At 38.5% G+C, this 26,583-nt stretch carries 25 protein-coding genes, 1 tRNA gene and 2 pseudogenes; 12 read left to right on the top strand and 16 right to left on the bottom strand.

What is annotated here, in order from left to right; genetic code table 11:
* Positions 1–14 precede the first annotated feature (14 nt).
* The 7 genes from NG743_RS13380 to cobS form a co-directional block, all read right to left on the bottom strand.
* Positions 15–278 carry a type II toxin-antitoxin system RelE family toxin gene (locus NG743_RS13380; protein WP_053540729.1) on the bottom strand — a complete coding sequence of 88 codons (264 nt, stop codon included), beginning with the start codon at positions 276–278 and terminating at the stop codon, positions 15–17.
* Positions 268–498 (bottom strand): hypothetical protein, encoded by a 231-nt coding sequence (locus NG743_RS13375; RefSeq protein ID WP_039200252.1) that lies wholly within the window; start codon positions 496–498, stop codon positions 268–270. The genes NG743_RS13380 and NG743_RS13375 overlap by 11 nt, the downstream gene beginning before the upstream one ends.
* Positions 499–606: 108 nt before the next feature.
* Positions 607–900, bottom strand: coding sequence for a DUF433 domain-containing protein (locus tag NG743_RS13370; protein WP_257120235.1), 294 nt, complete (start codon positions 898–900; stop codon positions 607–609).
* 225 nt (positions 901–1,125) lie between these two features.
* Complete coding sequence (locus NG743_RS13365) at positions 1,126–2,673, bottom strand: GUN4 domain-containing protein (protein ID WP_257120234.1); 1,548 nt, start codon at positions 2,671–2,673, stop codon at positions 1,126–1,128.
* Positions 2,674–3,013: 340 nt separating this feature from the next.
* The gene (locus NG743_RS13360) at positions 3,014–3,538 is read right to left on the bottom strand and encodes a DUF3782 domain-containing protein (protein WP_027403254.1); all 525 of its coding nucleotides are present in this window, start codon (positions 3,536–3,538) and stop codon (positions 3,014–3,016) included.
* A 52-nt stretch (positions 3,539–3,590) separates the two neighbouring features.
* Positions 3,591–4,175 (bottom strand): DUF3782 domain-containing protein, encoded by a 585-nt coding sequence (locus tag NG743_RS13355; RefSeq protein ID WP_168696031.1) that lies wholly within the window; start codon positions 4,173–4,175, stop codon positions 3,591–3,593.
* A 63-nt stretch (positions 4,176–4,238) separates the two neighbouring features.
* Positions 4,239–5,012, bottom strand: a complete 774-nt coding sequence (cobS, locus tag NG743_RS13350; RefSeq protein WP_257120233.1) for an adenosylcobinamide-GDP ribazoletransferase — start codon at positions 5,010–5,012, stop codon at positions 4,239–4,241.
* A 576-nt stretch (positions 5,013–5,588) separates the two neighbouring features.
* On the opposite strand from cobS, the gene NG743_RS13345 reads away from it, so the two are divergent.
* From NG743_RS13345 to psbM, 5 genes are all read left to right on the top strand, one after another.
* Positions 5,589–6,041, top strand: coding sequence for a hypothetical protein (locus NG743_RS13345; protein ID WP_039200255.1), 453 nt, complete (start codon positions 5,589–5,591; stop codon positions 6,039–6,041).
* Positions 6,042–6,373: 332 nt separating this feature from the next.
* On the top strand, positions 6,374–7,522 hold the full coding sequence (gene tgt, locus NG743_RS13340) for a tRNA guanosine(34) transglycosylase Tgt (RefSeq protein ID WP_027403250.1): 1,149 nt from the start codon (positions 6,374–6,376) through the stop codon (positions 7,520–7,522).
* A 309-nt stretch (positions 7,523–7,831) separates the two neighbouring features.
* On the top strand, positions 7,832–7,969 hold the full coding sequence (locus NG743_RS13335) for a photosystem II reaction center protein K (protein WP_006195022.1): 138 nt from the start codon (positions 7,832–7,834) through the stop codon (positions 7,967–7,969).
* A gap of 133 nt (positions 7,970–8,102) precedes the next feature.
* Positions 8,103–8,399, top strand: a complete 297-nt coding sequence (locus NG743_RS13330) for a 2Fe-2S iron-sulfur cluster-binding protein (RefSeq protein ID WP_027403249.1) — start codon at positions 8,103–8,105, stop codon at positions 8,397–8,399.
* Positions 8,400–8,601: 202 nt separating this feature from the next.
* A complete protein-coding gene (gene psbM, locus NG743_RS13325) occupies positions 8,602–8,706 on the top strand; it encodes a photosystem II reaction center protein PsbM (RefSeq protein WP_071992815.1) in 105 nt (34 codons plus the stop codon).
* Between the two features lie 133 nt (positions 8,707–8,839).
* Here psbM and NG743_RS13320 read toward each other — a convergent pair whose 3' ends face one another.
* Positions 8,840–9,691 (bottom strand): universal stress protein, encoded by an 852-nt coding sequence (locus NG743_RS13320; RefSeq protein WP_027403248.1) that lies wholly within the window; start codon positions 9,689–9,691, stop codon positions 8,840–8,842.
* 489 nt (positions 9,692–10,180) lie between these two features.
* Between NG743_RS13320 and NG743_RS13315 the strand changes: the two genes are divergently transcribed.
* Positions 10,181–11,002 carry a polysaccharide deacetylase family protein gene (locus NG743_RS13315; protein ID WP_027403247.1) on the top strand — a complete coding sequence of 274 codons (822 nt, stop codon included), beginning with the start codon at positions 10,181–10,183 and terminating at the stop codon, positions 11,000–11,002.
* A 108-nt stretch (positions 11,003–11,110) separates the two neighbouring features.
* Here NG743_RS13315 and NG743_RS13310 read toward each other — a convergent pair whose 3' ends face one another.
* From NG743_RS13310 to NG743_RS13300, 3 genes and pseudogenes are all read right to left on the bottom strand, one after another.
* A complete protein-coding gene (locus NG743_RS13310; RefSeq protein ID WP_257120232.1) occupies positions 11,111–11,503 on the bottom strand; it encodes an alr0857 family protein in 393 nt (130 codons plus the stop codon).
* A 16-nt stretch (positions 11,504–11,519) separates the two neighbouring features.
* Positions 11,520–12,036, bottom strand: a pseudogene (locus tag NG743_RS13305) (HNH endonuclease).
* An 81-nt stretch (positions 12,037–12,117) separates the two neighbouring features.
* Positions 12,118–12,339, bottom strand: a complete 222-nt coding sequence (locus NG743_RS13300; protein WP_257120231.1) for a hypothetical protein — start codon at positions 12,337–12,339, stop codon at positions 12,118–12,120.
* 83 nt (positions 12,340–12,422) lie between these two features.
* Between NG743_RS13300 and NG743_RS13295 the strand changes: the two genes are divergently transcribed.
* Together NG743_RS13295 and NG743_RS13290 are read left to right on the top strand one after the other, a co-directional pair.
* A complete protein-coding gene (locus tag NG743_RS13295; RefSeq protein WP_027403244.1) occupies positions 12,423–12,758 on the top strand; it encodes a ribbon-helix-helix domain-containing protein in 336 nt (111 codons plus the stop codon).
* 437 nt (positions 12,759–13,195) lie between these two features.
* Positions 13,196–14,287 (top strand): annotated as a pseudogene (locus NG743_RS13290) (sensor histidine kinase); the annotation flags it as partial.
* Between the two features lie 32 nt (positions 14,288–14,319).
* Here NG743_RS13290 and NG743_RS13285 read toward each other — a convergent pair.
* Both NG743_RS13285 and NG743_RS13280 read right to left on the bottom strand, forming a co-directional pair.
* Positions 14,320–15,993 (bottom strand): ABC1 kinase family protein, encoded by a 1,674-nt coding sequence (locus tag NG743_RS13285; protein ID WP_027403243.1) that lies wholly within the window; start codon positions 15,991–15,993, stop codon positions 14,320–14,322.
* Between the two features lie 532 nt (positions 15,994–16,525).
* Positions 16,526–16,598, bottom strand: a tRNA-Glu gene (locus NG743_RS13280).
* A 407-nt stretch (positions 16,599–17,005) separates the two neighbouring features.
* Between NG743_RS13280 and NG743_RS13275 the strand changes: the two genes are divergently transcribed.
* Positions 17,006–18,892, top strand: coding sequence for a cation:proton antiporter (locus NG743_RS13275; RefSeq protein ID WP_257120230.1), 1,887 nt, complete (start codon positions 17,006–17,008; stop codon positions 18,890–18,892).
* A gap of 84 nt (positions 18,893–18,976) precedes the next feature.
* Here NG743_RS13275 and NG743_RS13270 read toward each other — a convergent pair whose 3' ends face one another.
* Positions 18,977–20,107 (bottom strand): aldo/keto reductase, encoded by a 1,131-nt coding sequence (locus NG743_RS13270; RefSeq protein WP_193962913.1) that lies wholly within the window; start codon positions 20,105–20,107, stop codon positions 18,977–18,979.
* A gap of 613 nt (positions 20,108–20,720) precedes the next feature.
* The gene (locus NG743_RS13265) at positions 20,721–21,071 is read right to left on the bottom strand and encodes a histidine triad nucleotide-binding protein (RefSeq protein ID WP_027403240.1); all 351 of its coding nucleotides are present in this window, start codon (positions 21,069–21,071) and stop codon (positions 20,721–20,723) included.
* A gap of 97 nt (positions 21,072–21,168) precedes the next feature.
* Between NG743_RS13265 and NG743_RS13260 the strand changes: the two genes are divergently transcribed.
* A complete protein-coding gene (locus NG743_RS13260) occupies positions 21,169–22,047 on the top strand; it encodes an RpnC/YadD family protein (protein ID WP_257120229.1) in 879 nt (292 codons plus the stop codon).
* 287 nt (positions 22,048–22,334) lie between these two features.
* On the opposite strand, the gene NG743_RS13255 is transcribed toward NG743_RS13260, so the two are convergent.
* Positions 22,335–22,979, bottom strand: a complete 645-nt coding sequence (locus tag NG743_RS13255; RefSeq protein WP_257120228.1) for a Uma2 family endonuclease — start codon at positions 22,977–22,979, stop codon at positions 22,335–22,337.
* A gap of 577 nt (positions 22,980–23,556) precedes the next feature.
* Here NG743_RS13255 and NG743_RS13250 point away from each other — a divergent pair.
* Both NG743_RS13250 and NG743_RS13245 read left to right on the top strand, forming a co-directional pair.
* The gene (locus tag NG743_RS13250; RefSeq protein WP_228043829.1) at positions 23,557–24,813 is read left to right on the top strand and encodes a fimbria/pilus outer membrane usher protein; all 1,257 of its coding nucleotides are present in this window, start codon (positions 23,557–23,559) and stop codon (positions 24,811–24,813) included.
* Positions 24,814–25,047: 234 nt separating this feature from the next.
* Positions 25,048–26,580: a YifB family Mg chelatase-like AAA ATPase gene (locus tag NG743_RS13245; protein WP_027403237.1), complete on the top strand. Its 1,533-nt coding sequence runs from the start codon at positions 25,048–25,050 to the stop codon at positions 26,578–26,580.
* The last annotated feature ends 3 nt before the right edge of the window (positions 26,581–26,583 follow it).

The following is a 26,583-nucleotide window of genomic DNA, read 5'->3' as shown; positions in this document are numbered from 1 at the left end:
CAAGAAAATAAATGTTACTCATAAATCTTACTACGATGAGCGATCAGAATAATATTAACCAAAACTACTTCATCATCAATGGAATAAACAACTCGATAATCTCCAACTCGATAACGATAATAACCTGAATAATTACCTTTTAATGGCTTAATATTAGGATGAAAACTAGGATTTTCTTCAAGTGTTTGAAAACATCTTGCTAATTTTTTCGCTAAGGTTTTATTGCTTTTAGCAAAAACTTTTTCTGCCTCTAATGATAATTGAACTTTATACGTCATCTCTAATCATCCGCCAATCTTTTACCTTCCCTTCTTGAACTTGTTGTTTTGCTTGTTCAAAAGCAGATTCAAACCCAGAAATTTTTAATAATTCTTCTGTTGCATCTTCATTTTCATCATTAAGTAAATCACGTAAAAATTCAGCAATAACTATTAGTTTTTCTGGAGATAATTTATCAATATTTTGTTTGACTTGATTACGCATTTGAGTTGTATTCATAATCTATATGCCTCATGACTATTCTTAGTATATCATGACTCGCTGTAATAATCGTGAATTTCGCTTAACTTGCTGATAATTTAGTAAACTAAACTAAGATTATAAGTATCAGGACAAAGCAATATTAATTTTTCTGATTCTAGGGAAACTAACGCTTAATTTTGTAGCAAATTGGAGACAGGCATAAATATCTTCTCTGGAGAGGGAAGGATATTCTTCTAAAATTTCTTCAATGGAATCTCCTGCTGCCAAAAACTCCATCACTGTTTGTACAGAAATTATTGTGCCAGCTATAATGGGTTTTCCATTGAAAATATCTGGATCAACTGTGATAGAACTTTTCATGGGGTTTTCTTCATTTTGATCTAATAATAATGGAGATAATGAAAAAAGTGATTTCATTCATTTTATTTGACGGAAAATTTTGAAGAAATAATAATTTTAACTCGGTTTAATAGCTTTATTGTAACTTTAATTGACCTTCTGTGGCAAAAATACTAGGACATAATGGTATTATGTCCCTACGATGAGATAACAGGTAATGAAATGATGTAAGCCTTATCCCATTGTACCTTAACTTTTCATAAATAATATTAATTTGACTGAAAATTCTTTATAAGTTATAACTTAGAGAAGAAAAAAGAGTAACGCATCCCAACTACTCGAAAACCCCAGACAACTCACCAAACAAACAGGGAGGTGTCCTTTTTTACTGATACTAAAAGAAAGGTCAGAATAACCCAACCAATCTCCTCCTTTTCTCCAGCCGACTTTATCTCCTAGTTTACAGTAGGTATCGGAATCATAGCTTCCATCGAGTTTACCACCTAATTCAATCCAGATTTGTTTCTGTACAGAAAAACCAAATCTGTTCTGAGAATACTTTAACCACAATTGGTCAATTATGCGTAACTCCTCTTGGGGAAAATTACGATAACTATCAATATCTAACCAACCTTCTTTTTCTCTATTAGTGCATTTGACCATTAATCGTGTGGTTTCTTGATCTGCTTCCTTCCATTTCTTGGCAAAAAGTAAATCCGATAGATTAGTATAATCAATTCCTAAACCTGACTTTAATTCTACCAGTCTTCGGGTAGGTAAAGCGAGGGAAATAGGCGGAAAATCGCTACTATCAACCCGAATATCTTGAGGATTGTTAGCATATTTTGTCGCATTCTCAGCAATTATATCTAATTGATGTTCTAACTGTCTTTTCCCATTTCTCAAAACATCTTCTTCCACACCATGAAACTGCATCGGATTCAAAAGAATCTGGTCAATTTGAGCAATAGTTTGAGATTTTTGTTGAAATATATCAAAAAGGTCTTGCAATGGCCGTTGTTGGCGTTGTAAAGTCATCATATCAATCGCCTTCAACCCCCTCGGAAAAGACAGTAAATCTTGATAAGGCTTACAAATCACTTGCAAAATACTGGGCGACTGCCGTAGGTAAGCCGGAAAATTGAGGGCATAATTAAGGGCATCTTCAGGGTTTGTCACCAACAAACCATCACCGCCTTTACGATAACATCGCGCTTCAATCTGCACCTGGCTGTTTTTTGCCAATTGTGAAAATGTTGATTTTAGCTCAAGATTAGCCTCAAGAGAGCCATTACCAGGAACAGGCGAACTAAAGGACATTTGCGCGTTGAGGGTGGCATCAACTTTTTCCTTAGTTTCCCTGTTACTAGAAACAATCTTAATGGTACTGATAAACTCACCACCAGGAATAATCCCAGCGATATATTCATAACCAGCCACCTGATAAAAGTCATCTAGTCCATTTTCTTTAAGAAAATTACGTATTCTGGGACTTAAATCAACTTCCTCAAGCATTATTGGTGCTTCGCGTACTTTCACATACAACACCGAAAAAGTAGCAAATTCCTCAGTTTTTTCGCTAGATTCCAGAGAAACCTTCGCTTTGAGAGAAGCTTGTCCCGTAAACCAAGAAGCATTCAAACTCGCGCTGGCATCTATGCCCAAAACGCTATTTAATTCAGCAGTAGATGTTACTCTTTTGAATGATAACTCAGCGATCGCACCTTTTTTTTCACCTGCAACAACCTTTCGTTCATAAGTAACATATTTATCGTAAATCTTGCCTGTAAGCGGATTATAGCCGAATCCTTCGATCATTCCCTCACAATAGTCTCTGGTGATTTGCAGCATTTGGTTTTTAATATTTTGTAAGGTTAAAATAGTGCAATATTATGATTACCAATTATCAGCATAACTATGTCCACAGCCTTTTCAAAACTAGGCGTTTCAATATAGCTAGAATTGTGCAAGTGATCAAAATTAGACTGGAAATCAGCACTAGAAAAAAACGCAATCGGAAATAATCTGCCAAACCCTAAATACTGGTAATTATACACAAAAATAACGCTTTAGTCCAGCCCATAGCGATCGCCATTCTTGTCTGTTAGCTTAATAATTCGTTGTCTTCCTTAACATAATCTATAGGAATAATGGTGATCTTTATATTACACTGCAATAATTGGCGATCGCACTAATAACTTTGAGCCTGAAAATTATTGGGAATATCCAACTCGAAAACTTGATCATGAATACGAGCCACATAAAGCCCTTCTTGCAGAATTTTCTCGCGTAATTCGTTAGACAAATCAACAGAGGCTAATATGCCATAAAGTCGTTTGTCTTTGTGTTCAGGAAAAAAGTTACGAAACCGTTGTAAAATACTTTTTAATTGAGTAATAGAATCTTCCCTTGCATGACTTTTAACCTCAACAATATAGGCAGTATTTAGCTCACCATTAGCATAGGCAAGAACATCAATTTCCATGTGTTGTCCTCCCTTACTAACTCGCACACTGGGACTGATAACTTCCATCCCAAATTGTTGTCCCAAAATAGTTTCCATTGAAGGCAGGGCAAGACCTTCTGTAAAACTGCCAAATTTTGCACCAAGTCCCCCAATTTGTTTACCTAATTCTTTGAGTTGGCGGTCAGTTTCTTTTTGAGCAGTAGCTAATTCTGCCAACAGTTGCCATACGTCTTCTGATGTGGTTGCCATAGATGATTTTTCTCCGTAATAATGTTTATATTACCCTGGACTGGCGATCGCACTAATAACTTTGAGCCTGAAAATTATTGGGAATATCCAACTCAAAAACTTGATCATGAATACGAGCCACATAAAGCCCTTCTTGCAGAATTTTCTCGCGTAATTCGTTAGACAAATCAACAGAGGCTAATATGCCATAAAGTCGTTTGTTTTTGTGTTCAGGAAAAAAGTTACGAAACCGTTGTAAAATACTTTTTAATTGAGTAATAGAATCTTCCCTTGCATGACTTTTAACCTCAACAATATAGGCAGTATTTAACTCACCATTAGCATAAGCAAGAACATCAATTTCCATGTGTTGTCCTCCCTTACTAACTCGCACACTGGGACTGATAACTTCCATCCCAAATTGTTGTCCCAAAATAGTTTCCATTGAAGGCAGGGCAAGACCTTCGGTAAAACTGCCAAATTTTGCACCGAGTCCCCCAATTTGTTTACCTAATTCTTTGAGTTGGCGGTCAGTTGCCTTCTGTTGTTCGGCATTCTCCTTCTGTTGCTGACTAACTTCTTTCAATAGTATGTCAGTTTCTTTTTGAGCAGTAGCTAATTCTGCTAACAGTTGCCATACATCTTCTGATGTTGCCATAAACACTTTTTTTCCGTAATAATGTTTATTATAATCTGCCAAATTTAAAAAATCTGGTAAACCCTAAATACTGGTAATTATACACAAAAATAACGCTTCAGTCCACTCCACCACAGCCCCATAAGTATCTCCTGTATGTCCACCTAACTTATAATTAAACCAAGCTGCGGTAACAACAGAGATCACACTTCCAGCTAAAACCATCCCCACAGATAAAACTAACTTTTGGGGATAAATTAACCAAACAACAGCACTCAAACCCAGCAATAAAAAGAAGCTTGGTAATAAATCTAAATAAGAACGTATCGCTTGTTTATGAACCGCACCTTTACCAGTCGGTTTCAGATAAGGGTATTGACAAATAGCCATTTGTTGTCCCCAACGTCCCCACCCACAAGCAGCCATTAATACAAAATAATGGTTTTCAGCTATCTCTGTTAAAGCTGTTGTTTTCAAAATAATAATCACAATAGCAGACATTGCCCCAAACGCACCAGTAGCACTATCCATCATTACCTCTAACCTGCGTTTCGGATCACCTACTGCTAAACCATCAGCCGTATCCATCGCACCATCTAAATGTAACCCTCCCGTAATTGCTATCCACGCACCTACTACCAAAGCATTACGAGTTAGCACGGGGACACCCAAATAATTCATTCCCGTATCTAATCCACCTAAAATCCCCCCAATCATCAACCCAATCACCGGTGCAAAACAAGCAACCTTCTGGAAGTCCAAATTTTGCAGATAGGGTAAGGGAATAGCTGTATAGAAAATCACAGCCGCAACTAAATTTAGCAATTGCTGTTGCCACCAGCGCAAAACATTAGCCATACTTTAGAAAGAGTTCAATTAGCTAAATACTTCCAGTATTCATGAATATAAATGTTCTCATCATAAATCACTCCCAGGCTGACAATCTACCTCAAAAGATGAGACGATCGCCTCCTAAACTTGATATTTTGGAACTATGGGAAATTAACAATCCATCTCATTGATTGTCTGGCTGCGTTGTCACTCACCTTCCATAACCCGCTATTTCTCTGTCAGTAACCCAGCCCTAAAGGGACTGGGCTTGCAAGAGTAATCAAGCAAGCCGTACTGACCAGACCACCCTGAGCGAAGTCGAAGGGTAGCCGTTATTTGAGTCACGACACCCCGGAATGCGAAGCTAGTTCCCTGCTCTGTCGCTTGTGATTAAACAGTTCTAAGGTCACTGGAACAGTGTTGCAAGCCTAACAAGCTCTTATAACAGGTCGAAGCTAACATTACCCCAGAAATGGGAGTTGGTTTCCAGGTTCCAATCAAAAATCTGGCTTCAATTTTAATATCCACAGCGGTTAAAACCGCTCGTGTCGTTTCCCTCTCAGGTCTAAAGACGCGCTTGTTTCCCACTTACCGGGTATTCTTATGAGTCATCATCTACCCCACACCAAAATACCAGCCCCGTGCATAGTCAACATGGGCATAGTTGTTAATAAACTCGATATCCGCCAATTGCTGCGTGATTTAGGTAGAGTCCACTACATTTACACCCAAGAAAACAAGCTACTAAGTGAGGGTGACGGAGATGTAATGGAAGTATTCGCTAATTCCCATCGGTCTACCCTAGTCACTAACCATGCACTATATGTGAATGTGGATAGTTTTGATTATCTGGAATTAAAACAATCTCCACAGCAAGAAACCTACTTTGACTTGATTCAAGAGCAAATGTGTTTACGCTTGATTCCTCTTTCCACACCTTTGCAAGCCCGACGCGATCGCCAATTTAACGTTACGGTTATAGAAGCGATGATGGATCAAGTCTTAGCAGCTAGATGGGATGCGGAAATTGATGACGACTGCTGTGATTCTTTTTAAAGGAGTCAGCACTATGGCTAACGCCACGCTACGCTATCGACTTCGCTCAGTGACCGTCAGGAGAAAGAATGAGGTAGAAGTAGGACTTACGCATAATTCATGGAATAACGAACCACAGAGGCACAGAGAAATGAGGGTTTGAGGGATATTTTGCGTAATTCCTGAGAAGAAAGGCGGTATCACAAAACCTTAACTAAAGAAATCATATCCTCTTTGGGGTCATAGTGGATTGCGGGGTATGACCCTCACAAGACAAAAACCCCCACGAACGCCCTAAGTAACACCAAAAATGTTAAGTTGATGGATAAATTTAGCTAATTAGTATTTTTGCCTTGAGCGCCAATTTTTCCTTTGAAAGTCTCGCTACCTGTAGCCAGACCAAAGCTAGAGCCGGAATATTTTCTACTCCCCACGGAATTGTAGAAACACCCAGGTTTATGCCTGTGGGAACATTAGCTAATGTCAAAACTATCACCCCTGCCCAACTGGGAGCAACAGGAGCGCAGATGGTTTTAGCTAATACCTATCATTTACATCTCCAACCGGGAGAAGCTATTGTTGCTGGTGGTGGTGGATTACATAAGTTCATGGGTTGGTCTGGTCCCATGCTCACCGATTCCGGTGGATTTCAGGTTTTCAGTCTGAGCGAAATGCGGAAAATTACTGAAGAAGGTGTAACTTTCCGTTCTCCTCATGATGGGCAAATCATTAAATTAACGCCAGAACGCTCTATTGAAATTCAGAATATTTTAGGGGCGGATGTGATTATGGCTTTTGATGAATGTCCCCCCTATCCTGCCACTCGTCAAGAAGTAGAAGCCGCAACAGACCGAACCTACCGCTGGTTAAAACGCTCTATATCCGCCCATCAACGCCCTGATCAGGCATTGTTTCCCATTGTCCAGGGGGGAGTATATTTAGACTTACGCGCCCGTGCTGCTCAAGAATTGGCGCAGTTGGATATGCCGGGATATGCCATTGGTGGGGTGAGTGTGGGTGAACCAACGGATTTAATGGCGCAAATTGTCCAAACTACAGCCCCGCTGTTACCAGTGAATAAACCCCGCTATTTGATGGGTGTGGGGACTTATCGAGAAATGGCGATCGCCATCGCTTCTGGTGTAGATTTATTTGATTGCGTTATTCCCACCCGCTGGGCTAGACATGGAACAGCTATTGTGTCCGGTGAACGCTGGAATATCAAAAATGCTAAGTTTCGTGAAGATTTTACACCATTGGATACAACTTGCCCTTGTTATACCTGTGAAAATTTCAGTCGTGCTTATTTATCTCATTTAGTGCGATCGCAGGAAATATTAGCTTATACTTTGTTGACTATTCATAACATCACCGAACTGATTCGCTTTACCCAAAAAATTCGCGCATCTATTTTGAGCGATCGCTTTGTCACAGATTTTGGTCATTGGTTAGAACCATCAGAAATTGAACTAGCAGTCTGTCAATCCGAAGATGATCGGTGAAGGGAAGCAGGGAAGTGGGGGAAGTGGGGGAAGTGGGGGAGGTGGGGAGGGAAGAACAGAAGTTTTTTCCGATCATTACCCGTCAAAATAAATTTGACGAACTACTAGAAAAAACCGATAACTGAATCAACACAATCCCTTTAAAACCCACCTGCGTGGGTTTCGCCTGTGTGTCCGTGACTTCTAGTCGCCCGGATTCTCAATCAATCCAAAATCCAAAATCTAAAATCTAAAATCGGATCACCTAACCATGTTAAAATGGATATCGCATATAAAAGATATTTGATTATTAGGTGGATTTAAACAAACATGGAAGCAGCACTATTACTAGCGAAATTGCCTGAAGCTTACCAAATTTTCGACCCCTTGGTAGATGTATTACCTGTTATTCCCGTCTTCTTCTTGTTACTTGCATTTGTTTGGCAAGCAGCAGTGGGTTTTAGATAAATTACCCATCTCCAATTTTTTGGACAGGTAACATCCACCTGTCCTATTTTTTTGTAAAATTAATATTTCTTAATATTTTGCAATAAATCAATATAATTAATCCAGTTACATCCTCAATTACCAGGAAGCTACGATGGGAAACATCAAATTTGTCAAAGAGAATAAAGAAATAATCGCCGCAGATGGTGCTAATCTCCGACTCAAAGCTGTAGAAAATGGCATTGATATTTATAAATTTTTCGGCAAAATGACCAATTGCGGCGGTGCTGGACAATGTACTACTTGTGTTGTCCAAATTGTCGAAGGACTAGAAAACCTATCTCCCCGCACAGATTTAGAAAACCGCAAATTCAAAAACAAGCCTGACAACTACCGTCTAGCTTGTCAAACCGTAGTGAACGGACCTATTACAGTCATCACCAAACCTTAAGAGCTTTTAAAAAATTTGGCTTCACTCTGTCATCTAAGTAGGTTGGCGTTGAAAATTGTCGTTATGGCAAGGCAAAAGGCAAGAGTGAAGAGGGTTTGGGCGATTTTACGTTTCTTTACACAGTTTGGTTTTATTGTGTTCACCTACTTATAATGCTATTCTGGAATAGTTGACTCGAAATTAAACAAAAGGCTATCTTGCTATGCAAGTTAATGATTTGGGTTTCGTAGCGAGCATTTTGTTCGTACTAGTACCCGCCGTGTTTTTAATCATGCTTTACATCCAAACTTCCAGCCGCGAAAGTTAATTAACAGCTTTGCGAACAGCTATTAGCTTTTGTGAGCAATTTAAAATCGGTGGAAAAGATAGATAAGATAAAAACCCCCCTAAACTAAATATAGTGCAGGGGTTTTTATTTATGAATCGCTAATATAAAGACACTACACAGTAGTACGCGCCAGAAGCACTGGACAGGTAGAGTTAACACGAACATAATCAGATAAAGATGAGCCAATTAGCCGATCTATATCAACAAAACTCTTAGCAATAGATGGGCGACGGTCCGGAGAACCAATCAATAATAAGTCTATATTCAACTCATTAGTTAAACGACAAATTTCTTCTCCTGGTTTACCACTGCTGGTAACACAACGGACTGCTACAGATTGTCTTTGAGCTTCTGCTAAAGCCATTCCCAAAACAGAATTCTTCTCGGGTTTAAGGTCAGTAATACCTGATAATTTACCACCTAAATCTGCATTAATATTAGCTAAAACCAATTGTCCACCCGTAACACCCCGGAGTAAGAACAAAGCTAAATTTAAGCAATTTTTAGCAGCATCAGAATTATCCATTGCCACCATAACGCGCTTAATGTTCTTGACATAAATGTCATCTTTCACCAGCAACATGGGACGAGAAGACAATTGAAAAACGTACTGACTGACGGAATTGGAGAAAATTGATTGTAGTCGCTTCATTCCCCGTGAACCCATAATAATCAAATCAGCTTCCATTTCGTCAGCGACTTGACAAACCACATCCTTGGGATCACCCTGACGTAAAATTGAAGAAACTTGGCTAGGGTCTAAGTTTAAATACTGAATAGCCTTAGCCAGAATTTTGCCCCCTTCTTCCCATTTGTCAGTCATTACAGACGCGGTGCTTTGTGGAGTAACAACGTGGAGAACTGTAACTTTTGTGCCTCGAAATGAAGGTAGTTCTTTCAAGTTCTTGAGCATTTCTTCCGCGTGTCCCAAACCGGAGACAGCCAACAAAATTTTTTGGATCATATTTACGTCTTTGTCGTGAGGGTTTCTGTGGTTTATTGCTGCTAGTATTGAGCCATGGCTGTGCCACGCAAGCTATCAGAATGTTTTTCTGATATGCTGAACAACCAAGTTAAGTAATTAAGCATAAATTAACTGATTAGCAGTCAAACTAATACCAACGAGCAAAAAAGTGATGGAATATTAAGTTTCTTTACGCCTAATTACGTGAAGTTACAACTAGGTTGCCTATCATTAAGCATACTGCTAATTTTGCCTGATAAAATTAATAAAATCTGATGTTAGTTATTATTTGTAATCTATATTAATTTTTTTTAATTTAAGTTAATTATTACTGAAAAATAGTTATATTTATCTTCAGGGTTAGAAAATTACTATATTTTTTATGATGATTAAATATTATTTAATATCAACTCATAGTAAAAAGTTTCTGTTAATACTGTAAAAGCTCAAATTCCCATTCCGTGCAATATATCAGAGAACTTTAACTTTATGTACCCAAATTATAATTCCATAAAAATAATTAGCATTGCCACAATAGTATTATCCTTAATAGCTTGTAACCACAACCCAAATACACCCCAATTAAAAATAAATAGCGAGTCTTTAAAAGTTGCCATTCCTAACAATCAAGTCAATCTCAAATCACAACCACCAGCTAAAGTTGAAACCCTGAATTTTACCGTTCCTGCTAAATATCAGGCAAAAACCGTTTATAAAGTCGCTCCCAGCAACAAAGAAAAAGTCATTGCTTTAACGATTGATGATGGTCCCTGGCCAAAAACTACCGCAGAAATGTTAGATATCCTCAAACAAAATCATGTCAAAGCTACATTCTTTTGGGTAGGAACTGCCTTACAAGAAAATCCTGAAATTGGTAAACGAGTTGTTGCTGAAGGTCATGCTATTGGTAATCATACTTGGCATCATTGGTATCGAAAGATGGATCAAGCTACAGCCAAAAGTGAAATTGAAAAAACGAATGAGTTAATTTATCAAACTACAGGTGTAAAAACATCTTTTTTTCGTCCCCCAGGCGGCTATTTAAACAACGGATTAGCTGCTTATGCTAAAAGCCAAAAAAACTCTGTTGTCATGTGGTCAGTGACTTCAGCAGACACCGATCCTCATGCAAAATATCAAGTATTTATTAAAAATGTTCTCAGAGATGCTAAACCAGGGGCTATTGTCTTAATGCACGATGGTGGGGGGAATCGAGAAAGAACCGTGAAAGCCTTGCCAGAAATCATCAGCGGACTCAAACAACAAGGCTACCGATTTGTTACAGTTCCTGAACTTTTAGAAATGCCGTAATGACGGGGAATTTTAGATTTTGGATTTTAGATTTATTCCCCGAATAAATTCGGGGCTTCAGACCTTTTTAAATTTTGGATTTTGAATCTTCAATCCAAAATTTAAAATCTAAAATTCGGTGACGACAGAAGCACAGACTTGAGACTCTTGCCAAAGTTTATACAAAAAAAACTCCGCACTATAGCTCATAGTGGTGACAAATACACCTACAGCATCATCATTACCATCAGATAACCAAGAACCATCTAGGGTAACTTCTAAGTATTCAGCATCGCACTTACATAAGCCCATAATTTCACTATCATGGCGATTTACTTCCGTCTTCAGTCTTTCTACTCCTGGTAAATTAAGAGGTAGCAAAAAGGAAGCTGTGGTGGGTGCAACACGCAAAGATTGACTGACACGCAGTGCCAAAATCACTCTTTGCGCGACCCATTCTTCGAGAGATTGAGTGAGACACTCTAAATAAAAACTGTTATCGGTGTAAGTTAATTTCAGCATTCCTTTTGCTCTCCTGTTATTCCAGGTTTGCTTGCATATTCATCCAAAACTTCTCAGCAAATGTCACAGTTGGGTGAACAGGTGCTTTAGGTAATTTACGTAGAAGCATCCCAGCTTCAGCGGGTGTTTTATCGCCTTTGCGAGAATTACATTTTTCGCAAGCTATGACTACGTTATCCCAAGTATGTCGGCCACCTTTAGATCGGGGGATGACATGATCTAGGGTGAGATGTTTGTTAGTACCGCAATATTGACAACTGCTATGATCTCGTCGTAAAATCTCCCGACGATTCACTGGGGGAGTGTCAAATTCGTTCCGTCGCAGCAATTTTTAAGCGAATGTGTTTGGGTACAGAGAGGACGAATCTAGATGAGTGAATTAACCAGTCGTCTTCTGTAGAAAATTCCAATGGTTCGGCTTTATTGCTGACTAGCAACACTATCGCCCGTTTAATATTTACTCGACACAGTGGCAAGTAATTCTGGGAAAACACGACCACAGATTGCTCTAATACTTGGATTGCGCTTGTCACAGCCTAACTCCTTATAAAAAAACCCCCGCTTGTTGTCTGAGACACTGCGGGGGTTAATAACTGACCTGATGGTTTTTAGTCTTATTTTGGTACAGCATTTTTTAGCTTGTACCTCCCGCGTTTGATCTCTATTTGTGGTTTTGTATTCAGCAAATTCATGCTGGGATATTTAAAATCATAATTGCCTTGATGTTGGCTATCCTCGCCCATAAATAAATTCTCCACGTCCGCAGCAGCAAATTCCCAACTGCCGAGGCATTTGGTTGCTTGTGAAGAGGTAGAGATGGGATAAATGGATTTCACAGAAAATTTCACCTATTGAACATTCTTTTAAACATACTACACTTGTATTACTATCCTGTCTATATCTATAAGGAGAAAAAATCATGCAGACCATTACACGCACCCCAACAACTGAGATGGAAGTTACTAGTATTCGTCTAGAACGGGAACTGAAGGAAAAGCTCAAAGATATCGCGGGCAATCGGGGATATCAGTCTTTAATTCGGGATATTCTCTGGAATTATATCCAGCAAAAATCAGGTGAATGGAAACCCCGTTTTTCTAAATCTGATATTCGCGCCAGTATTTCTGCTGTGGCACAACAAGATGAGTGCTGTGTACTTACAGGTAAATTAATTGAATCGCAACAATCAATGTTATTAGGACTGACTAGGAATGGTGATATGGTTCCTCTGAGTCTTGAGAGTTTGGTTGATTAGTCGGCAGTTTTAGTTAATTTTACCCGGGAACTACCTTAGTAACTGGGTAAAATCCTAATCTTTAAATTTATTTAAGATAATTGTACTGATTAGGTCAGGTTTCCCGTGTTAATTCGGATGTAAAAGTTGATATTTCTAGGTTAATTATAGAGGGATTACGGTTTATATCTAGTTAGAGACAGGATATCCTAAATGCCAGATTCACACAAGATCAAAATTTCAAATATTATTTTCACCATCACTTAAGTAGGTTGGCGTTGAAAATTGTCGTTATCGCAAGGCAAGAGGCAAGAGTAAAGAAGTTTTCAGGTAACACAACGCCACGCTGCGCTAACGCAATGACATTGTGTAATTAATTCTGTCTCACTACTTAATGTAGAAAAACTACATACAGTTCCTAGTAATCTCATGCAGCAACCAGAAGAAATTGCCCATGTTTATGCCAACTCCTATTTACAGATCCGGGAAAACCAATTATGAGTCATAATTGTGAAGATGAAAATACTAGTAATTCTGCTCCTTTATTTGCCATTAAAGAGGTTACTCATGGGATATTAATGCCATTGGAAAGTCAAGGTAAGGTTTTAGGATTTGTAGTTTTACAGCCAGCAACTACTCGTAACGGGGAAACAACAGACGTAAATTTAATAGAAATACTTTGCGCTCAATTAAGTGATGCTGTTATTCAATCCCAAAGATTGCAACAAGTCCAAACTTTAGTAGATGAACGGACTGAACAACTCCAGCGCAGTTTAGAAGTCCAAGCAAAATTGTATGAAAGAACTAGGCAATACGTAGAACAACTACAACAATTAAATGAACTTAAAGATGAATTTGTCAGCAATATTAGCGATCGCTTGCGCTATCCTCTGACAAATATGCTTATGTCTATCCGTAATTTACGTTTACCAGGAATATCTCCAGAACGTCAAGACCGGTATTTAAACATCTTAGAGTCAGAATGTACTAAAGAAATTAACTTAATTAACGACCTGTTAACCCTGCAAAAACTAGAATCTCATCAAGAATTACCGCAATTTGAAAGTCTAGAGTTAAACACTAAAATTCAAGAACTGCTCACGTCCTTTGATCAACAACTTACAGATAAAGAATTACGTATTGTAGTAGAATTACCGAATCAGCCTTTAAAGTTACAAACAGAAGTCGAGATTTTTGACCGGATTATACAAGAACTATTAACTAATGTCTGTAAATACTCGGAGCATGATACAACCGTCCGCGTACAAGTCACTCCCCAAGTGATAGGGAAACTTGATCAGGTTATTATTAAGGTGACAAATACTGGACGGGGAATATCTCCAGAAGAAGCAGCTTATATCTTCGATAAATTTCGGCGTGGTAAAGGGCGCTGGATTCCCGGAACTGGTTTAGGACTGGCTTTGGTTAAGTCTTTAGTGCAACATCTCAATGGTGTAATTACTGTTGAGAGCATTCCTATCCTCAATTCTCAACTCAGTGAGATTACTTTTACACTCACTCTACCTCTATCTTTCTCACCAATTAACTGATATGTGAGGAGCGTAGGGCCTGCGCCCCTCAGTCACTTTTTGCCCAGTTTTTCTATTTTTTCGATAATTGCTAATTTTATGAGGGATTTAACTAATAAATATAGACAGAAAGCACATATACAAAAAATGGCGATCGCCCAATTATGATACTTAGAGATGATTAAGATTAACCCCGTCAATAGACTAAATCCTGTTAAACAAGCATAAATTAAGGTTTTGATGGCTAGATAAATTTGTCCTAAGATGCGATCGCTTTCAACATTTTTAACTCTTAATTGTAACTCTCCCCTTTCAACTCTTTCTGCTAATTTTTTCACTAAAACTTCAGTTTTATTCGGTTTTGTCAATTGATATTGAATAAAATCCCTAGCTTGATGGCTTAATTGAGCGATAGTATTTCCTTTACTTTTTGTGACTGCTAGACTTTTGATAAATGATTGGGATAATACTGTAGGATTATATTGAGGCTCTAAAGTTCTGGCAATTCCATCTAATGTGGTTATGGATTTTAAAATAAATGTCATTTGAGCAGGTAAGCGAAATGGTTGCTGTTCAAACATTTCATAAAGTTCAATTTTTACCTCACTCAATGCTTTAATATCTAAAGGTTTATCGGTGAATTTATCTAATAAAAATGTGACTAATCTTTTTACTGGAGTCATGTCTGGGATCGGTTCAAGTAATCCCATATTCATCAAAGTATTTACTACCTCATTACTATCCTTTTTTAAAATAGCAAAAAAAGTTTTAATCATCTCCTCTTTGTCCAAAGTTCGGACTTCTGCCATCATGCCAAAATCATAGAAGATAATACTACCATCTGAATTGACTGCCATATTCCCTGGATGGGGATCAACTTGAAAAAACCCATCTTGTAATAGTTGCTTTAAATAACAACAAATTCCCGTTTCATTTACTTTATGAATATTGATTCCGCAAGCTTCCAAAGCCGCCTTATCATTGATTTTAATTCCTGGTTTATATTCTAAAGTTAATATCTTCGTTGTCGTATATTGCCAATAGACTTTAGGGACAATAATTCGCGGATATCCACGAAAATTTTCTCTAAATTTATCAGAATTTTTACCCTCTTGAATATAATCAATTTCTTGAAACAACAAATCAAAAAACTCATTATAAATTGATTGTAAATTATACTTTCTTAATCCAGCAAAATATTTATTACAAAATTTAATTAACTGTAATAATATTTTAAAATCTAAATTAAATAAAGCATCTAAACCCGGACGTTGGACCTTAACAACCACCTCTTCATTAGAGTATAATGTCGCCTTATGAACTTGACCTAAACTAGCAGCAGCCAAAGGATTAAAATCAAATTCTTTATAGATAAATTGGACAGGTTTACCTAATTCTAATTCAATCATCTGAATTGCTTCTTGACTACTAAAAGCCGGAACCTGATCCTGTAAAGTTCCCAAAGCTTCTATATATTCTAAGGGCAATAAATCGGCACGAGTGGACAAAGTTTGACCAATTTTAACAAAAGTGGGACCTAAATCAATTAAAGTATTCACCAGCCAAGTAGCGCGGGTTTTCTTATGTTCTAAAGAATCTTGAGGAAAAATGCTATCCCACCACAGAAATGACATAAATTTAGCCGCAGCCCTGAAAATGTCCATTTTTCGGGCTAAGGTAGAATATTTAGTTTTTTGCCAACGAAACTTTTTAGACTTTGCCATCATAAATATAAACGAAAATTGATGTCTGCATGATTGATTTTTTATAATAACTTTTTTTAAACCATACGGACTTCCGTTCCATATCACTTAATTTATTCGGCGTTGCTGAATTGAGGTATGAAATTCCCAAATTGAACCTTTAAAACTCAAACCTCAGTGCGTCTACTCTTCGAGATCACGAAGCGTGATTGCGCCTTTGCGTGAGACTAAAATTCATACCCTTAATCAGCAACGCCATTTATTCTTATATCAGTAGGGTGCGTCAGATAGAGGAAATTTGTTTTTTGTCAAATTATCGGGTCTGACGCACCCTACAAGAGATAAAATCCACATTACATAAGTAATTGGACAAAAATATTTACAGTCATTGCGAGGGAAGGGAAGCAATCACAACCCTTGGAATTGCTTCATCTCACTTCGTTCCATATGGCTAACGCCACGCAACGCTCACGCAATGACATTGTGTAATTAATTCTATCTCAATACTTAAAAGGGATAGAAAAAAACTATTGTTCTTTTTCTATCCCTTTCATAATACCCCCAAGGGAATTCGAATCCCTGTTACCTCCGTGAAAGGGAGGTGTCCTAGGCCTCTAGACGATGGGGGCTTGTTTCTCTTCACTTTTAAGAATATAGCGGTTTTTTTTGAGAATGTCAATAGGGTTAGGAAAAATTTTTTTAGCCGTAGGATCAAGGGGTACAAACAGGTAGGACGAATATCTAGTAGTTCGTCAAATTTATTTTGACAGGTAATGGGAAAAAACTTCCCCCTCTACCCCCCTACCTCCCCTACCTCCCCTACCTCCCCTACCTCCCCTACCCCCTCCACCTCCCCTACCCCCCCACCTCCCCTACCCCCTCCACCTCCCCTCACCCGTCATTTTCAGGTTGACAGACTACTAGCCATTACCTCTTGCCTTTTGCCAAAAAAAATAATCAGACTACAATTTTTGTAAACTTAATGTTTATGATTCTTTAGAGAGGATTTTGAAATCAATGGCTCAAAATCTACAACATGGAAGCACCTTTTGAAATCACCCTCCAGATGGTGATCACTGTTTTTGCAGGCATTAGCGCCCAGGTAATGGCTGCATATTTCAAATTACCTAGCATCGTGTTACTACTCTTATTAGGCATCCTGTTAGGTAAAGACGGGCTGGGAATATTGCAACCCCATTTACTAGGAACAGGATTAGAAGTGATTGTTTCCCTAGCAACAGCAATCATTTTGTTTGAAGGAGGACTCAAATTAGATCGACAGGAGTTAGGCAAAGTTTCCCTCAGTCTCCAGTTACTCGTCACCTTGGGAACTCTGATCACCCTACTAGGGGGAAGTCTTGCCGCACACTGGCTAGGGGAGTTTCCCTGGAATATAGCAGTGCTGTATGCGTCCATTGTTGTTGTCACCGGACCGACCGTAATTGGTCCTTTAATTCAACAAATAAACGTAGATAGACAAGTCGCAACGCTATTAGAAGGCGAAGGAATTTTAATAGATCCCGTGGGAGCTATCCTGGCTTACGTTGTCTTGGATACAATTTTAAACGGTGATACAGACCCAATTAATGCCATTATTGGTCTAATTTTACGTTTCGCTGTGGGTGCGGGCATTGGTGGCGTTGGTGGATATTTAATGAGTTGGATGTTCAAACGCGCCAATTTCATCTCTTTTGAACTGAAAAATCTGGTTGTACTGGCAGTTTTATGGGTGTTATTTGCCCTAGCGCAAATGATTCGCTCTGAATCAGGAATCATGACCACAGTAGTAGCAGGTGCGGTATTTGCTAACTCTTCAGTTCCCGAAGAGCGGTTATTGCGAAGCTTTAAAAATCAACTGACAATTCTCAGCGTTTCTGTATTATTCATCCTCCTAGCGGCTGATTTATCCATTGCCAGTGTCTTGGCTTTAGGTTGGGGGAGTTTATTCACCGTTTTGGTGTTAATGTTTGTGGTTCGCCCCATTAACATTATTTTGTGTACTTGGAATAGTGATCTAAATTGGCGACAGAAACTATTTTTAAGTTGGGTTGCACCCAGAGGCATAGTTTCCGCCTCTGTAGCGTCTTTATTTGCGATTTTACTGACCCAGAGGGGCGTTAATGGTGGTGATTCGATTAAAGCCTTAGTCTTTTTGACAATTATCATGACAGTTTTTTGTCAAGGTTTAACCGCTGGCTGGTTGGTTAAATGGTTGCGAATTACTTCTAAAGATGCAACTGGGGCGGTAATTGTCGGCTGTAATCCCCTGGGTTTATTAATTGCCCGCTTTTTTCAAGAACGGGGAGAAAGTGTAGTGATGATTGATACTGACCCGGAACGTTTAGCCCAAGCTGAAGCCCAAAATCTGCGAGTGATTGCTAGTAGTGCTTTAGATGGGGAAATACTGGAAGAAGCTGGTATTGGTTCGCTGGGGACTTTTTTAGCTATTACTAGCAATGGTGAAGTGAATTTTGTCTTAGCTCAACGGGCTGCTGAGGAATTTAATCCTCCCCGGGTTTTAGCTATATTTCCCCATCATCCCCAAGGTTCTCCCTTGGTTAATAGTAAGGTTGAGCAAGCCTTTGTCTCTGATTTCCCGGTAAAAACTTGGAATGAATATTTGATAAATGGACAGGTGAAATTAGGAACAACTACATTAAATGCGGCGGAATTTGACTCTCAACATGAACATATCCAAGAAAAAATTCGAGAGGGGATCTTAGTACCACTATTGTTAGAACGAGAAGAACGGTTACAGGTGATGTCTGCAAGCCAACAGTGGGAAATGGGCGATCGCATTATCTATCTATTATATGATGCCCGTCCTAATTTGTTAAAACTTCTCTCTGGTGCTAGTCAATCTACACCCCTAACTATGGAAACATTGGCAGAAGTTGAGGAAGTAAGAGTTAAAGAAGCTTAGATTTTTGGCAAATATGAATATGTCAGGCTTCGCCCCGCTTCGCTAACACGCAAAGGCGCAAAGAATCAAGGTTAAATTTTCAATTTATCCCCATAATCTTCTTCCTGCTTTCCCCTCCAATCTTTTATGGGTATCTTTTAGCAAAGTAGGAATATCTAAATTTTCTGGACATTTGGGCAAACAATCACCACATTCTGTACAACGGTTAGCTTTCATTCCTGGAAACCAATGACCGGCATTTTCAAACATTCCATAACGATATTTACCATAATCTGTCATATCATAAGCTACGGCTAGATTTCGTAATCTTAAAACTTCGGGAATATGAATATTTTCCGGGCAAGGTAAACAGGCATAACATTGACTACATTTATCGGTTAATAACACATTATTTTGCTGATTTTCTAATTTTTCAAAAATATCAATTTCGGCTTTTGTTAATTCATTTTTCTTCTCAAAAAGTTCTGGAGATATTACTAATTCTTCCTGGTTTGCCGGTCCTATACTCAAAGTATGAATGTGGTTATCACTCAGCAAAAACCGATAATTTAAGTCTAATGGTGTCAATGGGTGACAAAGTTCCTTTAAAGTTTGGGGTGGAGTATATAATTTTCCGCCCTTATCCGCAGGAGAAATAATAAAAACGCCCATATCTTTCTCTTTTGCTAACTTAATAGCGGGGGCATTATGTTGAAAAAAATAGTAATAATGGAGATTAACAAATTCAAAAAGATTTGTATTTATCGCTGCTAAAATTACATCTAATGAACCGTGAGTAGAAAACCCAAGATGTCGCACTCTCCCATCATTAATAGCTTCCTCAACAGCTTGCATACAGCCATTTTTAGCTTGTACCCATTCTAAATGTTGCCAAGTATTTAATCCATGAATTCCTAAACAATCCAGATAATCTAAATTCAAGCGATTTAAAGATTCATCAATATACCGACGCATAGAATCAGCATCAGGTGTTGGGGGAATTTTGGTAGTAATGTGAATTTGACTGCGAGGTACTGATAAACCAGCTTTTATAGCCTTACCTAAATATGCTTCACTGTCACCGTAACCTCTAGCAGTTTCTAAATGATTAATTCCTAAAGATAAAGCTTTTTCCAGAAGTTGTTGGACATTCTCCCTATCAATTAAACAGCGCATTGTTCCCAAAGAAAAAACAGAAAGATATAAATTAGTTTTACCAAAACGACGATATTGCATATAGTAACGTAAGTTGCTAGTTAGAGAAATTGTCAGAATCAGGATGTCCAGGATTTAAGGATGTACAGGATGAGAACTGGAATTTTATCACCTATTACCAGCCTCAACTAGATAACTATACTCAAAACGGCTAGTACCGCAAGGCGGAAGTCAAAAGTCAAAAGTCAAAAGTCAAAATGAAGACAGTATAGGCTTTTGGAGGATTTAGAATGGTTGGTTTATTTACGCCGTTTTGTACTAGAAGCTGGACTTTTTTATCATACAAACTTTTTTATAACAAGTTCAAAGCCTCTCCCCGTTGCGGGGAGAGGTTTGGAGAGGGGTTTCATATTTAGTTAAACTATGAACCGTTTTCAGATAAGTAATTGGACAAAAATATTTACAGTCATTGCGAGCGAAGGGAAGCAATCACAACCCTTAGAATTGCTTCATTTAACTTCGTTCCATATGGCTAACGCCACGCTGCGCTAACGCAATGACATTGTGTAATTAATTCTATATCACTACTTAGCAACTTGAGTTAGTAGGTAACAAAGCAACAATTATTTGTCTATTTACTCCGTAAAAATAGCACAGAAAACAGATTTCTGTGCATAACCGGGAAACGCTATAATTAACCTGGAGGCCAGGACATAGGACGACGACCAAGGATGTGTATATGTAGATGATGGACTGTTTGACCGCCATCAGCGCCAGTATTCATAACGACTCGATAACCGTTTTCTAGTCCCGCTGCTGCTGCAACTTTCTGGACTGTTAATAATAGATGTCCTAAAAGTGCTGCGTCTTCAGGTTCTGCGGTAGCTAGACTAACTATGGGTTTTTTGGGAATAACGAGGATATGAACTGGTGCTTGGGGGTTAACATCTGTAAAGGCTAGGGCTAAATCGTCTTCATAAACAATATTCGCGGGAATTTCTTTACGAATGATTTTACTGAAAATGGTTTCTGTGTTCGGACTCATGCAGTTTTTACTTACTCATCTGTTAAAGATTTTAAGCGATCGCTCGAACAAGCGATAAAAAGTTAAGCTATTGTGTAGTTAGTGCATCTATAGTTTTATGGCCAAGCCTGCGGATGTTAGTACCAAACGCTTAATTAGTCTTGCACCCAATAATTGGGTAAAATGGGTAACGCAAATCCCAGATGTGATTGCTGGAGAAATTCTCAATTCTGAATTTCAATGGATTAGTAGAGAAAGTGATGTACTTATCCGTGCTGAAAGTAAAGAATATGGGCAATTTATGGTTCTTAATGAATTGCAATTGCGGTACAAATCAGAACTGCCGCGAAGGATGCGAGCTTATACAGGATTAGCTGAAGAAAAATATAAATTACCCACATATCCTGTATTAATTAACATTCTCAAAACAGGTGATGCTGAAATCCCCACGCGATTTGAATCTAATCTTGCTGGTTTACAAGTTCGTCAAGATTACCGTGTAATTAACCTGTGGGAAGTAGATGTTAACATTGCCTTAGAACAACCTTTAGCATCTTTACTGCCTTTTGTGCCGATTCTCAAAGGTGGTGAAGATGAATCTATAATTCGGGAAGCATTGCGTTTATTGCAAGCTGATGAACAATTAAATCAACTAGAAACGGTTCTTGCTTTTTTTGCTACGTTTGTATTAGATAGTTCCTTAGTTCAAGAAATTATGAGGTGGGATATGACAGTTTTACGCGAATCACCTTGGTATCAGGAAATATTGCAACAAGGAATGCAACAAGGAATGCAACAAGGTGAACAACAAGGAGAAAGAAAAGACAGACTCTCTAGCATTGAGTTATGTTTAGAAGTAAAATTTGGTAATGAAGGATTAAGATTCATACCGAAAATATCACAAATATCTGATCTTGAGACACTAAAAACAATTCAACGTTCAATCCTCACGGTTGAAAGTTTAGAGGAATTAAGAGGATGTTTGAAAAGTTTTTAATGTATAAATAAACCCCTCTGGTAAACCTCTCCCCGCACCTCTCCCTAACCCTCTCCTCTTAGGAGAGGGAAGCAGAAAAACTTTTTTTAGCTGGAAGGGGGGTTTCAAAGCAGCAATTCTCATTTTAAGGTTTCATGACATTTTAATCCTTACATTCTTATGGTTTTACAATTCTTAACGAATCCGGCGATGTGCCTCCGGCAAAGTCAGAATCGCGGATTATAGGGATTAAAAGATGGGGCGGATTAGGTTGTTTGCTATGATAAAAGTTACTAAAATCCGTGAAATCAGCGCAATCCGTCTAATCCGTGATTCAGACCAATATTACCAGCTTGAAAAATCTGTTGGGCAGTCAAACTCAAATCTGGAAAAGTTGGTGATATGATCTTTTCATCATTTCTAAACTGCCTTACTTGATACTCACCTTCAATTAATAAGTAAATAGATATAGTAGGTTGTTTAGGACTACCTATATAACGAATACCTCCTAAAGCTAAATAATCAATAATCCAATATTCAGGAATGCCAATCTCTTCATAATCTCGTAATTTAGTTAAGTAGTCATCACGCCAATTTGTACTAACAACCTCAACAATTAAGGGAATAGAAGCAGCTTGAGTTACAGTTGATTGTTTTTGCCACAGAGGTTCATTGACTAAATTAGTTTTGTTTAATAATAGAATATCTGGTACATAACCTGATTCGCTTTTAGGTGGTTTGACTAATGCTTGCTTGGGAATGGAATAAGATAACTTCAGTCTTTTGTATTCAGTTACTAATTCTTCTATCAATAATCCTATGACATCTTCATGTGGTCCTGTTGGTTGTGACATTTCCACAATTACTCCATTATGCAGTTCATAGGGTTCTCCATCTGGTTTCCAGTCTGCAAATTCTGCAAAGGTTACTGGTTTTTGTAAAACTTGAACCATGATTTATATACCTTAACTTCACCGTTATGGTTGATTTAATTATACTTGATAGAAAATGAATTATCCCAACTATCAACACCAGGGCATCACATCATCTAAGCTCAGTTGCAGGGAGTGTAAAAGAGGCTTAACGGGTGACAATGTGGCTAAACAGCTTATTTCATAAGGGATAGAGCCTGAAAGCCCCGTTGAAAAAAGAGGCGTTTATGTGTTCAGTAACTTTATTTACTTATTCTGGAATATATGTAAATGTTTAAGTAAGTAGGTGAACACAATAAAACCAAACTGTGTAAAGAAATGTAAAATCGCCCAAACCCTCTTCACTCTTGCCTCTTGCCTTTTGCCTTGCCATAACGACAATTTTCAACACCAACCTACTTAATTGGACAAAAATATTTACAGTCATTGCGAGCGAAGGGAAGCAATCACAACCCTTGCGAACTGCTTGCAGCAGCGCTTCGCTATCGCTTCATTTCACTTCGTTTCATATGGCTAACGCCACGCAACGCTTACGCAATGACATTGTGTAATTAATTCTGTCTCACTACTTATTTGTAATCAATGCAGCTAAATAAAATTGGAGGTTGCTAGTAATTTAATTAGTGGTGGTTCTAGTCTAACCACTATCCTGCCCTTTGGGGCTTTAGGACTATCCCTAGCCGCCAGTAGTGAATCAGGAATACCGGGGGCTGCGGCTGCTCTGACTTATAGCTATTCTCGTCGTAATATCGGTTTTGGTGGTTCGGTGCGGCTGTTGAGTGACCGATATGCTAATTTAAGTTTGACAGCATTAGATGACAGAGCTAAGTTAGAAAATAATGCTTTTATTTCTATATCTCCTACCCGTAATTTAAGCTTAGGTTTGCAGTATGCGTCCTCTGACTTCCGTGACAAAGGACAGAATAACCGTCTAGGTTTCACTAGTAGTTTGCGTCTCAATTCCCGTGCAGATTTATCTATAAATCTCACCCAGTCTAACCAACCTACACAACCAACCACAAATGCACTATTTATCGGTTTCAATTATACTTTAGGTAATGCTAGAGCCAGTATTAATCGGCAAAATACCAATGGTAAAACTGCAATTAACTCCACTGTATCTGTGCAGAAATCTCCACCGACTGGTAATGGCTTGGGCTACCGTCTTCAGGTTAACCCCAACGGGGAAAAAATTCCCGCCAATGGTAGTATCCAGTATCGCGCTCCCTTTGGTGTTTATGAGTTAAACCTCAACCGCAGTAATGGTACAAATAGTGGCTCTGTTAATGTCTCTGGTAGTATTATCGGCATAGGGAATAATGTCTTCTTTGCCCCTCCTGTTACCCAAAGCTTTGCAATCATGCAAGTTCCAGGGGTGAGGGGTGTGCGTGGTTACAGTAATAATCAGGAAGTTGGACGCACTGGTTCTCAGGGTAATTTAATGATTACTAATCTGCGCCCTTACAATGGGAATAATTTGAAAATCCAAGATGAGGATATTCCTTTAAACTACAAAATTGATGCTAATGAAAAAGTAATTACCCCACCTTTTCGAGGTGGGGCGGTTGTGCGTTTTTCTGTGCAACTAATTCAGAGTCTTGTCGGTACTTTGTCGGTAGAAACATCAGGAAAAACTGTAATTCCGTCCTATGGTCAGTTAAATATAACTGTGAATAATCAAATTATTAACTCACCTATTGGTAAGGAAGGAGATTTTTATTTAGACAGTGTTGCTCCGGGAAAATATGCAGCTAATGTGGACTATGAAGGAGGTATTTGTTATTTTCAGCTAACTATTCCCCAGTCTCAGGAACAAATGGTTAATTTAGGTAATTTAAAGTGTATCATTCCTTAGGGATCACCAAAAAATAAATTACCCAATTTTGTGGGATGGGCATCCTGCCTGTCCTTGGTAATTAGCGGGCAATTCGTCCCGCACCACAAGAAACTTTTGGGGATTTTTTTAATTGGAAGTCCCTTGGAGGTTGTTTTAAAAGTTTTTAATAACATTTTTATTCAGTGATTTCACTCATTGTTAATTTACCTAAAAATCTGCTTTGATATCCTCAAGGTTTATTCATATAGAAAAATGCTGGCAAGAGTTTGGAGTGCATCTATCATCGGGATTGACGCTGTAAAAGTGGGTGTGGAAGTTGATGTTTCCGGTGGTTTACCGGGAATTGTGATTTTAGGTTTACCAGATTCGGCTATTCAAGAATCTAAAGAACGGGTAAAAGCCACTTTGAAAAATGCAGGTTTTGCCTTTCCTATACGGAAGATTGTCATTAACCTAACTCCCGCAGATTTAAGAAAGGAAGGACCTGCTTTTGATTTACCAATTAGTGTGGGTATTTTAGCAGCTTCTGAACAAGTTAATGCCGATTTGTTGGGAGATTTTTTATTTTTAGGTGAAGTTTCTCTAGATGGTAGTTTGCGTCCGGTTGCTGGTGTTCTTCCTATTGCTGCAACTGCAAAAAAAATGGGAATTACAGGTTTAGTTGTTCCTATTGATAATGCCCAAGAAGCTGCTGTTGTTGAAGGTTTAACGGTTTATGGTTGCAAAGATGTTGCTGATGTAGTGGACTTATTAAATAATCCTCAAAAATACCAACCTGTCCAGTTAAATCAAACAATTGAAACTTCCCAGTCAACATCTTTGAATTTAGCAGATCTACAGGATGTCAAAGGACAAGCGCACGCCCGCAGGGCTTTAGAAATTGCGGCTGCGGGGGGACACAATTTAATTTTTGTTGGACCACCAGGAAGCGGAAAAACGATGTTAGCAAGGCGGTTATCGGGAATTTTACCACCTTTAAGTTTTCCTGAATCTTTGGAAGTAACACGCATTCATTCTGTGGCTGGATTGTTGAAAAATCGGGGTTCTTTAGTTAGAGAAAGACCTTTTCGGAGTCCCCACCATTCCGCATCTGGTCCATCTTTGGTTGGTGGTGGTACTTTTCCCCGTCCTGGCGAAATTTCATTATCTCACAGAGGTGTACTTTTTTTAGATGAATTAACGGAATTTAAAAGAGATGTTTTGGAGTTTTTGCGTCAACCGTTAGAAGATGGTTTTGTGACTATTTCTCGAACTAAACAATCTGTGACTTTTCCCGCACAATTTACATTAGTAGCCAGTACAAATCCCTGTCCTTGCGGTTATTATGGCGATACAATTCAAGGCTGTACTTGTTCACCTCGACAACGGGAACAATATTGGGCAAAATTATCTGGACCATTAATGGATAGAATTGATTTGCAAGTAGCAGTAAATCGGTTGAAACCAGAGGAAATTACCCAACAACCAACAGGAGAAGCATCGAAATCTGTAGCGGAACGAGTGGAAAAAGCTAGAGAAAAAGCTGTAATTCGGTTTCAAAAAGAAGAAAATTTACAATGTAATGCCCAAATGCAAAGTCGTCATTTACAAAAATGGTGTAAATTAGATGATGCTAGTCGGACTTTATTAGAAGCTGCAATTAGGAAATTAGGCTTATCTGCAAGAGCGAGCGATCGCATTCTTAAAGTATCCCGAACTATAGCAGATTTAGCAGGAGATGAAAACCTCAAAACCCACCACGTAGCCGAAGCAATTCAATATCGGACAATTGATAGAATGCAGTAAGTA

Source organism: Dolichospermum heterosporum TAC447 (genome assembly GCF_024584745.1).
Classification (GTDB): Bacteria; Cyanobacteriota; Cyanobacteriia; order Cyanobacteriales; family Nostocaceae; genus Dolichospermum; species Dolichospermum heterosporum.
Note: the sequence above shows the minus strand (reverse complement) of the source record. Positions and strands in the feature narration are given on the sequence as shown.

What these genes read in the sequence shown, in the direction of transcription:
- NG743_RS13380 (WP_053540729.1), bottom strand. Translation starts at nt 278, where the DNA reads ATGACGTATAAAGTTCAATTATCATTAGAGGCAGAAAAAGTTTTTGCT.
- NG743_RS13375 (WP_039200252.1), bottom strand. Translation starts at nt 498, where the DNA reads ATGAATACAACTCAAATGCGTAATCAAGTCAAACAAAATATTGATAAA.
- NG743_RS13370 (WP_257120235.1), bottom strand. Translation starts at nt 900, where the DNA reads ATGAAATCACTTTTTTCATTATCTCCATTATTATTAGATCAAAATGAA.
- NG743_RS13365 (WP_257120234.1), bottom strand. Translation starts at nt 2,673, where the DNA reads ATGCTGCAAATCACCAGAGACTATTGTGAGGGAATGATCGAAGGATTC.
- NG743_RS13360 (WP_027403254.1), bottom strand. Translation starts at nt 3,538, where the DNA reads ATGGCAACCACATCAGAAGACGTATGGCAACTGTTGGCAGAATTAGCT.
- NG743_RS13355 (WP_168696031.1), bottom strand. Translation starts at nt 4,175, where the DNA reads ATGGCAACATCAGAAGATGTATGGCAACTGTTAGCAGAATTAGCTACT.
- cobS (WP_257120233.1), bottom strand. Translation starts at nt 5,012, where the DNA reads ATGGCTAATGTTTTGCGCTGGTGGCAACAGCAATTGCTAAATTTAGTT.
- NG743_RS13345 (WP_039200255.1), top strand. Translation starts at nt 5,589, where the DNA reads ATGAGTCATCATCTACCCCACACCAAAATACCAGCCCCGTGCATAGTC.
- NG743_RS13335 (WP_006195022.1), top strand. Translation starts at nt 7,832, where the DNA reads ATGGAAGCAGCACTATTACTAGCGAAATTGCCTGAAGCTTACCAAATT.
- NG743_RS13330 (WP_027403249.1), top strand. Translation starts at nt 8,103, where the DNA reads ATGGGAAACATCAAATTTGTCAAAGAGAATAAAGAAATAATCGCCGCA.
- psbM (WP_071992815.1), top strand. Translation starts at nt 8,602, where the DNA reads ATGCAAGTTAATGATTTGGGTTTCGTAGCGAGCATTTTGTTCGTACTA.
- NG743_RS13320 (WP_027403248.1), bottom strand. Translation starts at nt 9,691, where the DNA reads ATGATCCAAAAAATTTTGTTGGCTGTCTCCGGTTTGGGACACGCGGAA.
- NG743_RS13315 (WP_027403247.1), top strand. Translation starts at nt 10,181, where the DNA reads ATGTACCCAAATTATAATTCCATAAAAATAATTAGCATTGCCACAATA.
- NG743_RS13310 (WP_257120232.1), bottom strand. Translation starts at nt 11,503, where the DNA reads ATGCTGAAATTAACTTACACCGATAACAGTTTTTATTTAGAGTGTCTC.
- NG743_RS13295 (WP_027403244.1), top strand. Translation starts at nt 12,423, where the DNA reads ATGCAGACCATTACACGCACCCCAACAACTGAGATGGAAGTTACTAGT.
- NG743_RS13285 (WP_027403243.1), bottom strand. Translation starts at nt 15,993, where the DNA reads ATGATGGCAAAGTCTAAAAAGTTTCGTTGGCAAAAAACTAAATATTCT.
- NG743_RS13275 (WP_257120230.1), top strand. Translation starts at nt 17,006, where the DNA reads ATGGAAGCACCTTTTGAAATCACCCTCCAGATGGTGATCACTGTTTTT.
- NG743_RS13270 (WP_193962913.1), bottom strand. Translation starts at nt 20,107, where the DNA reads ATGCAATATCGTCGTTTTGGTAAAACTAATTTATATCTTTCTGTTTTT.
- NG743_RS13265 (WP_027403240.1), bottom strand. Translation starts at nt 21,071, where the DNA reads ATGAGTCCGAACACAGAAACCATTTTCAGTAAAATCATTCGTAAAGAA.
- NG743_RS13260 (WP_257120229.1), top strand. Translation starts at nt 21,169, where the DNA reads ATGGCCAAGCCTGCGGATGTTAGTACCAAACGCTTAATTAGTCTTGCA.
- NG743_RS13255 (WP_257120228.1), bottom strand. Translation starts at nt 22,979, where the DNA reads ATGGTTCAAGTTTTACAAAAACCAGTAACCTTTGCAGAATTTGCAGAC.
- NG743_RS13245 (WP_027403237.1), top strand. Translation starts at nt 25,048, where the DNA reads ATGCTGGCAAGAGTTTGGAGTGCATCTATCATCGGGATTGACGCTGTA.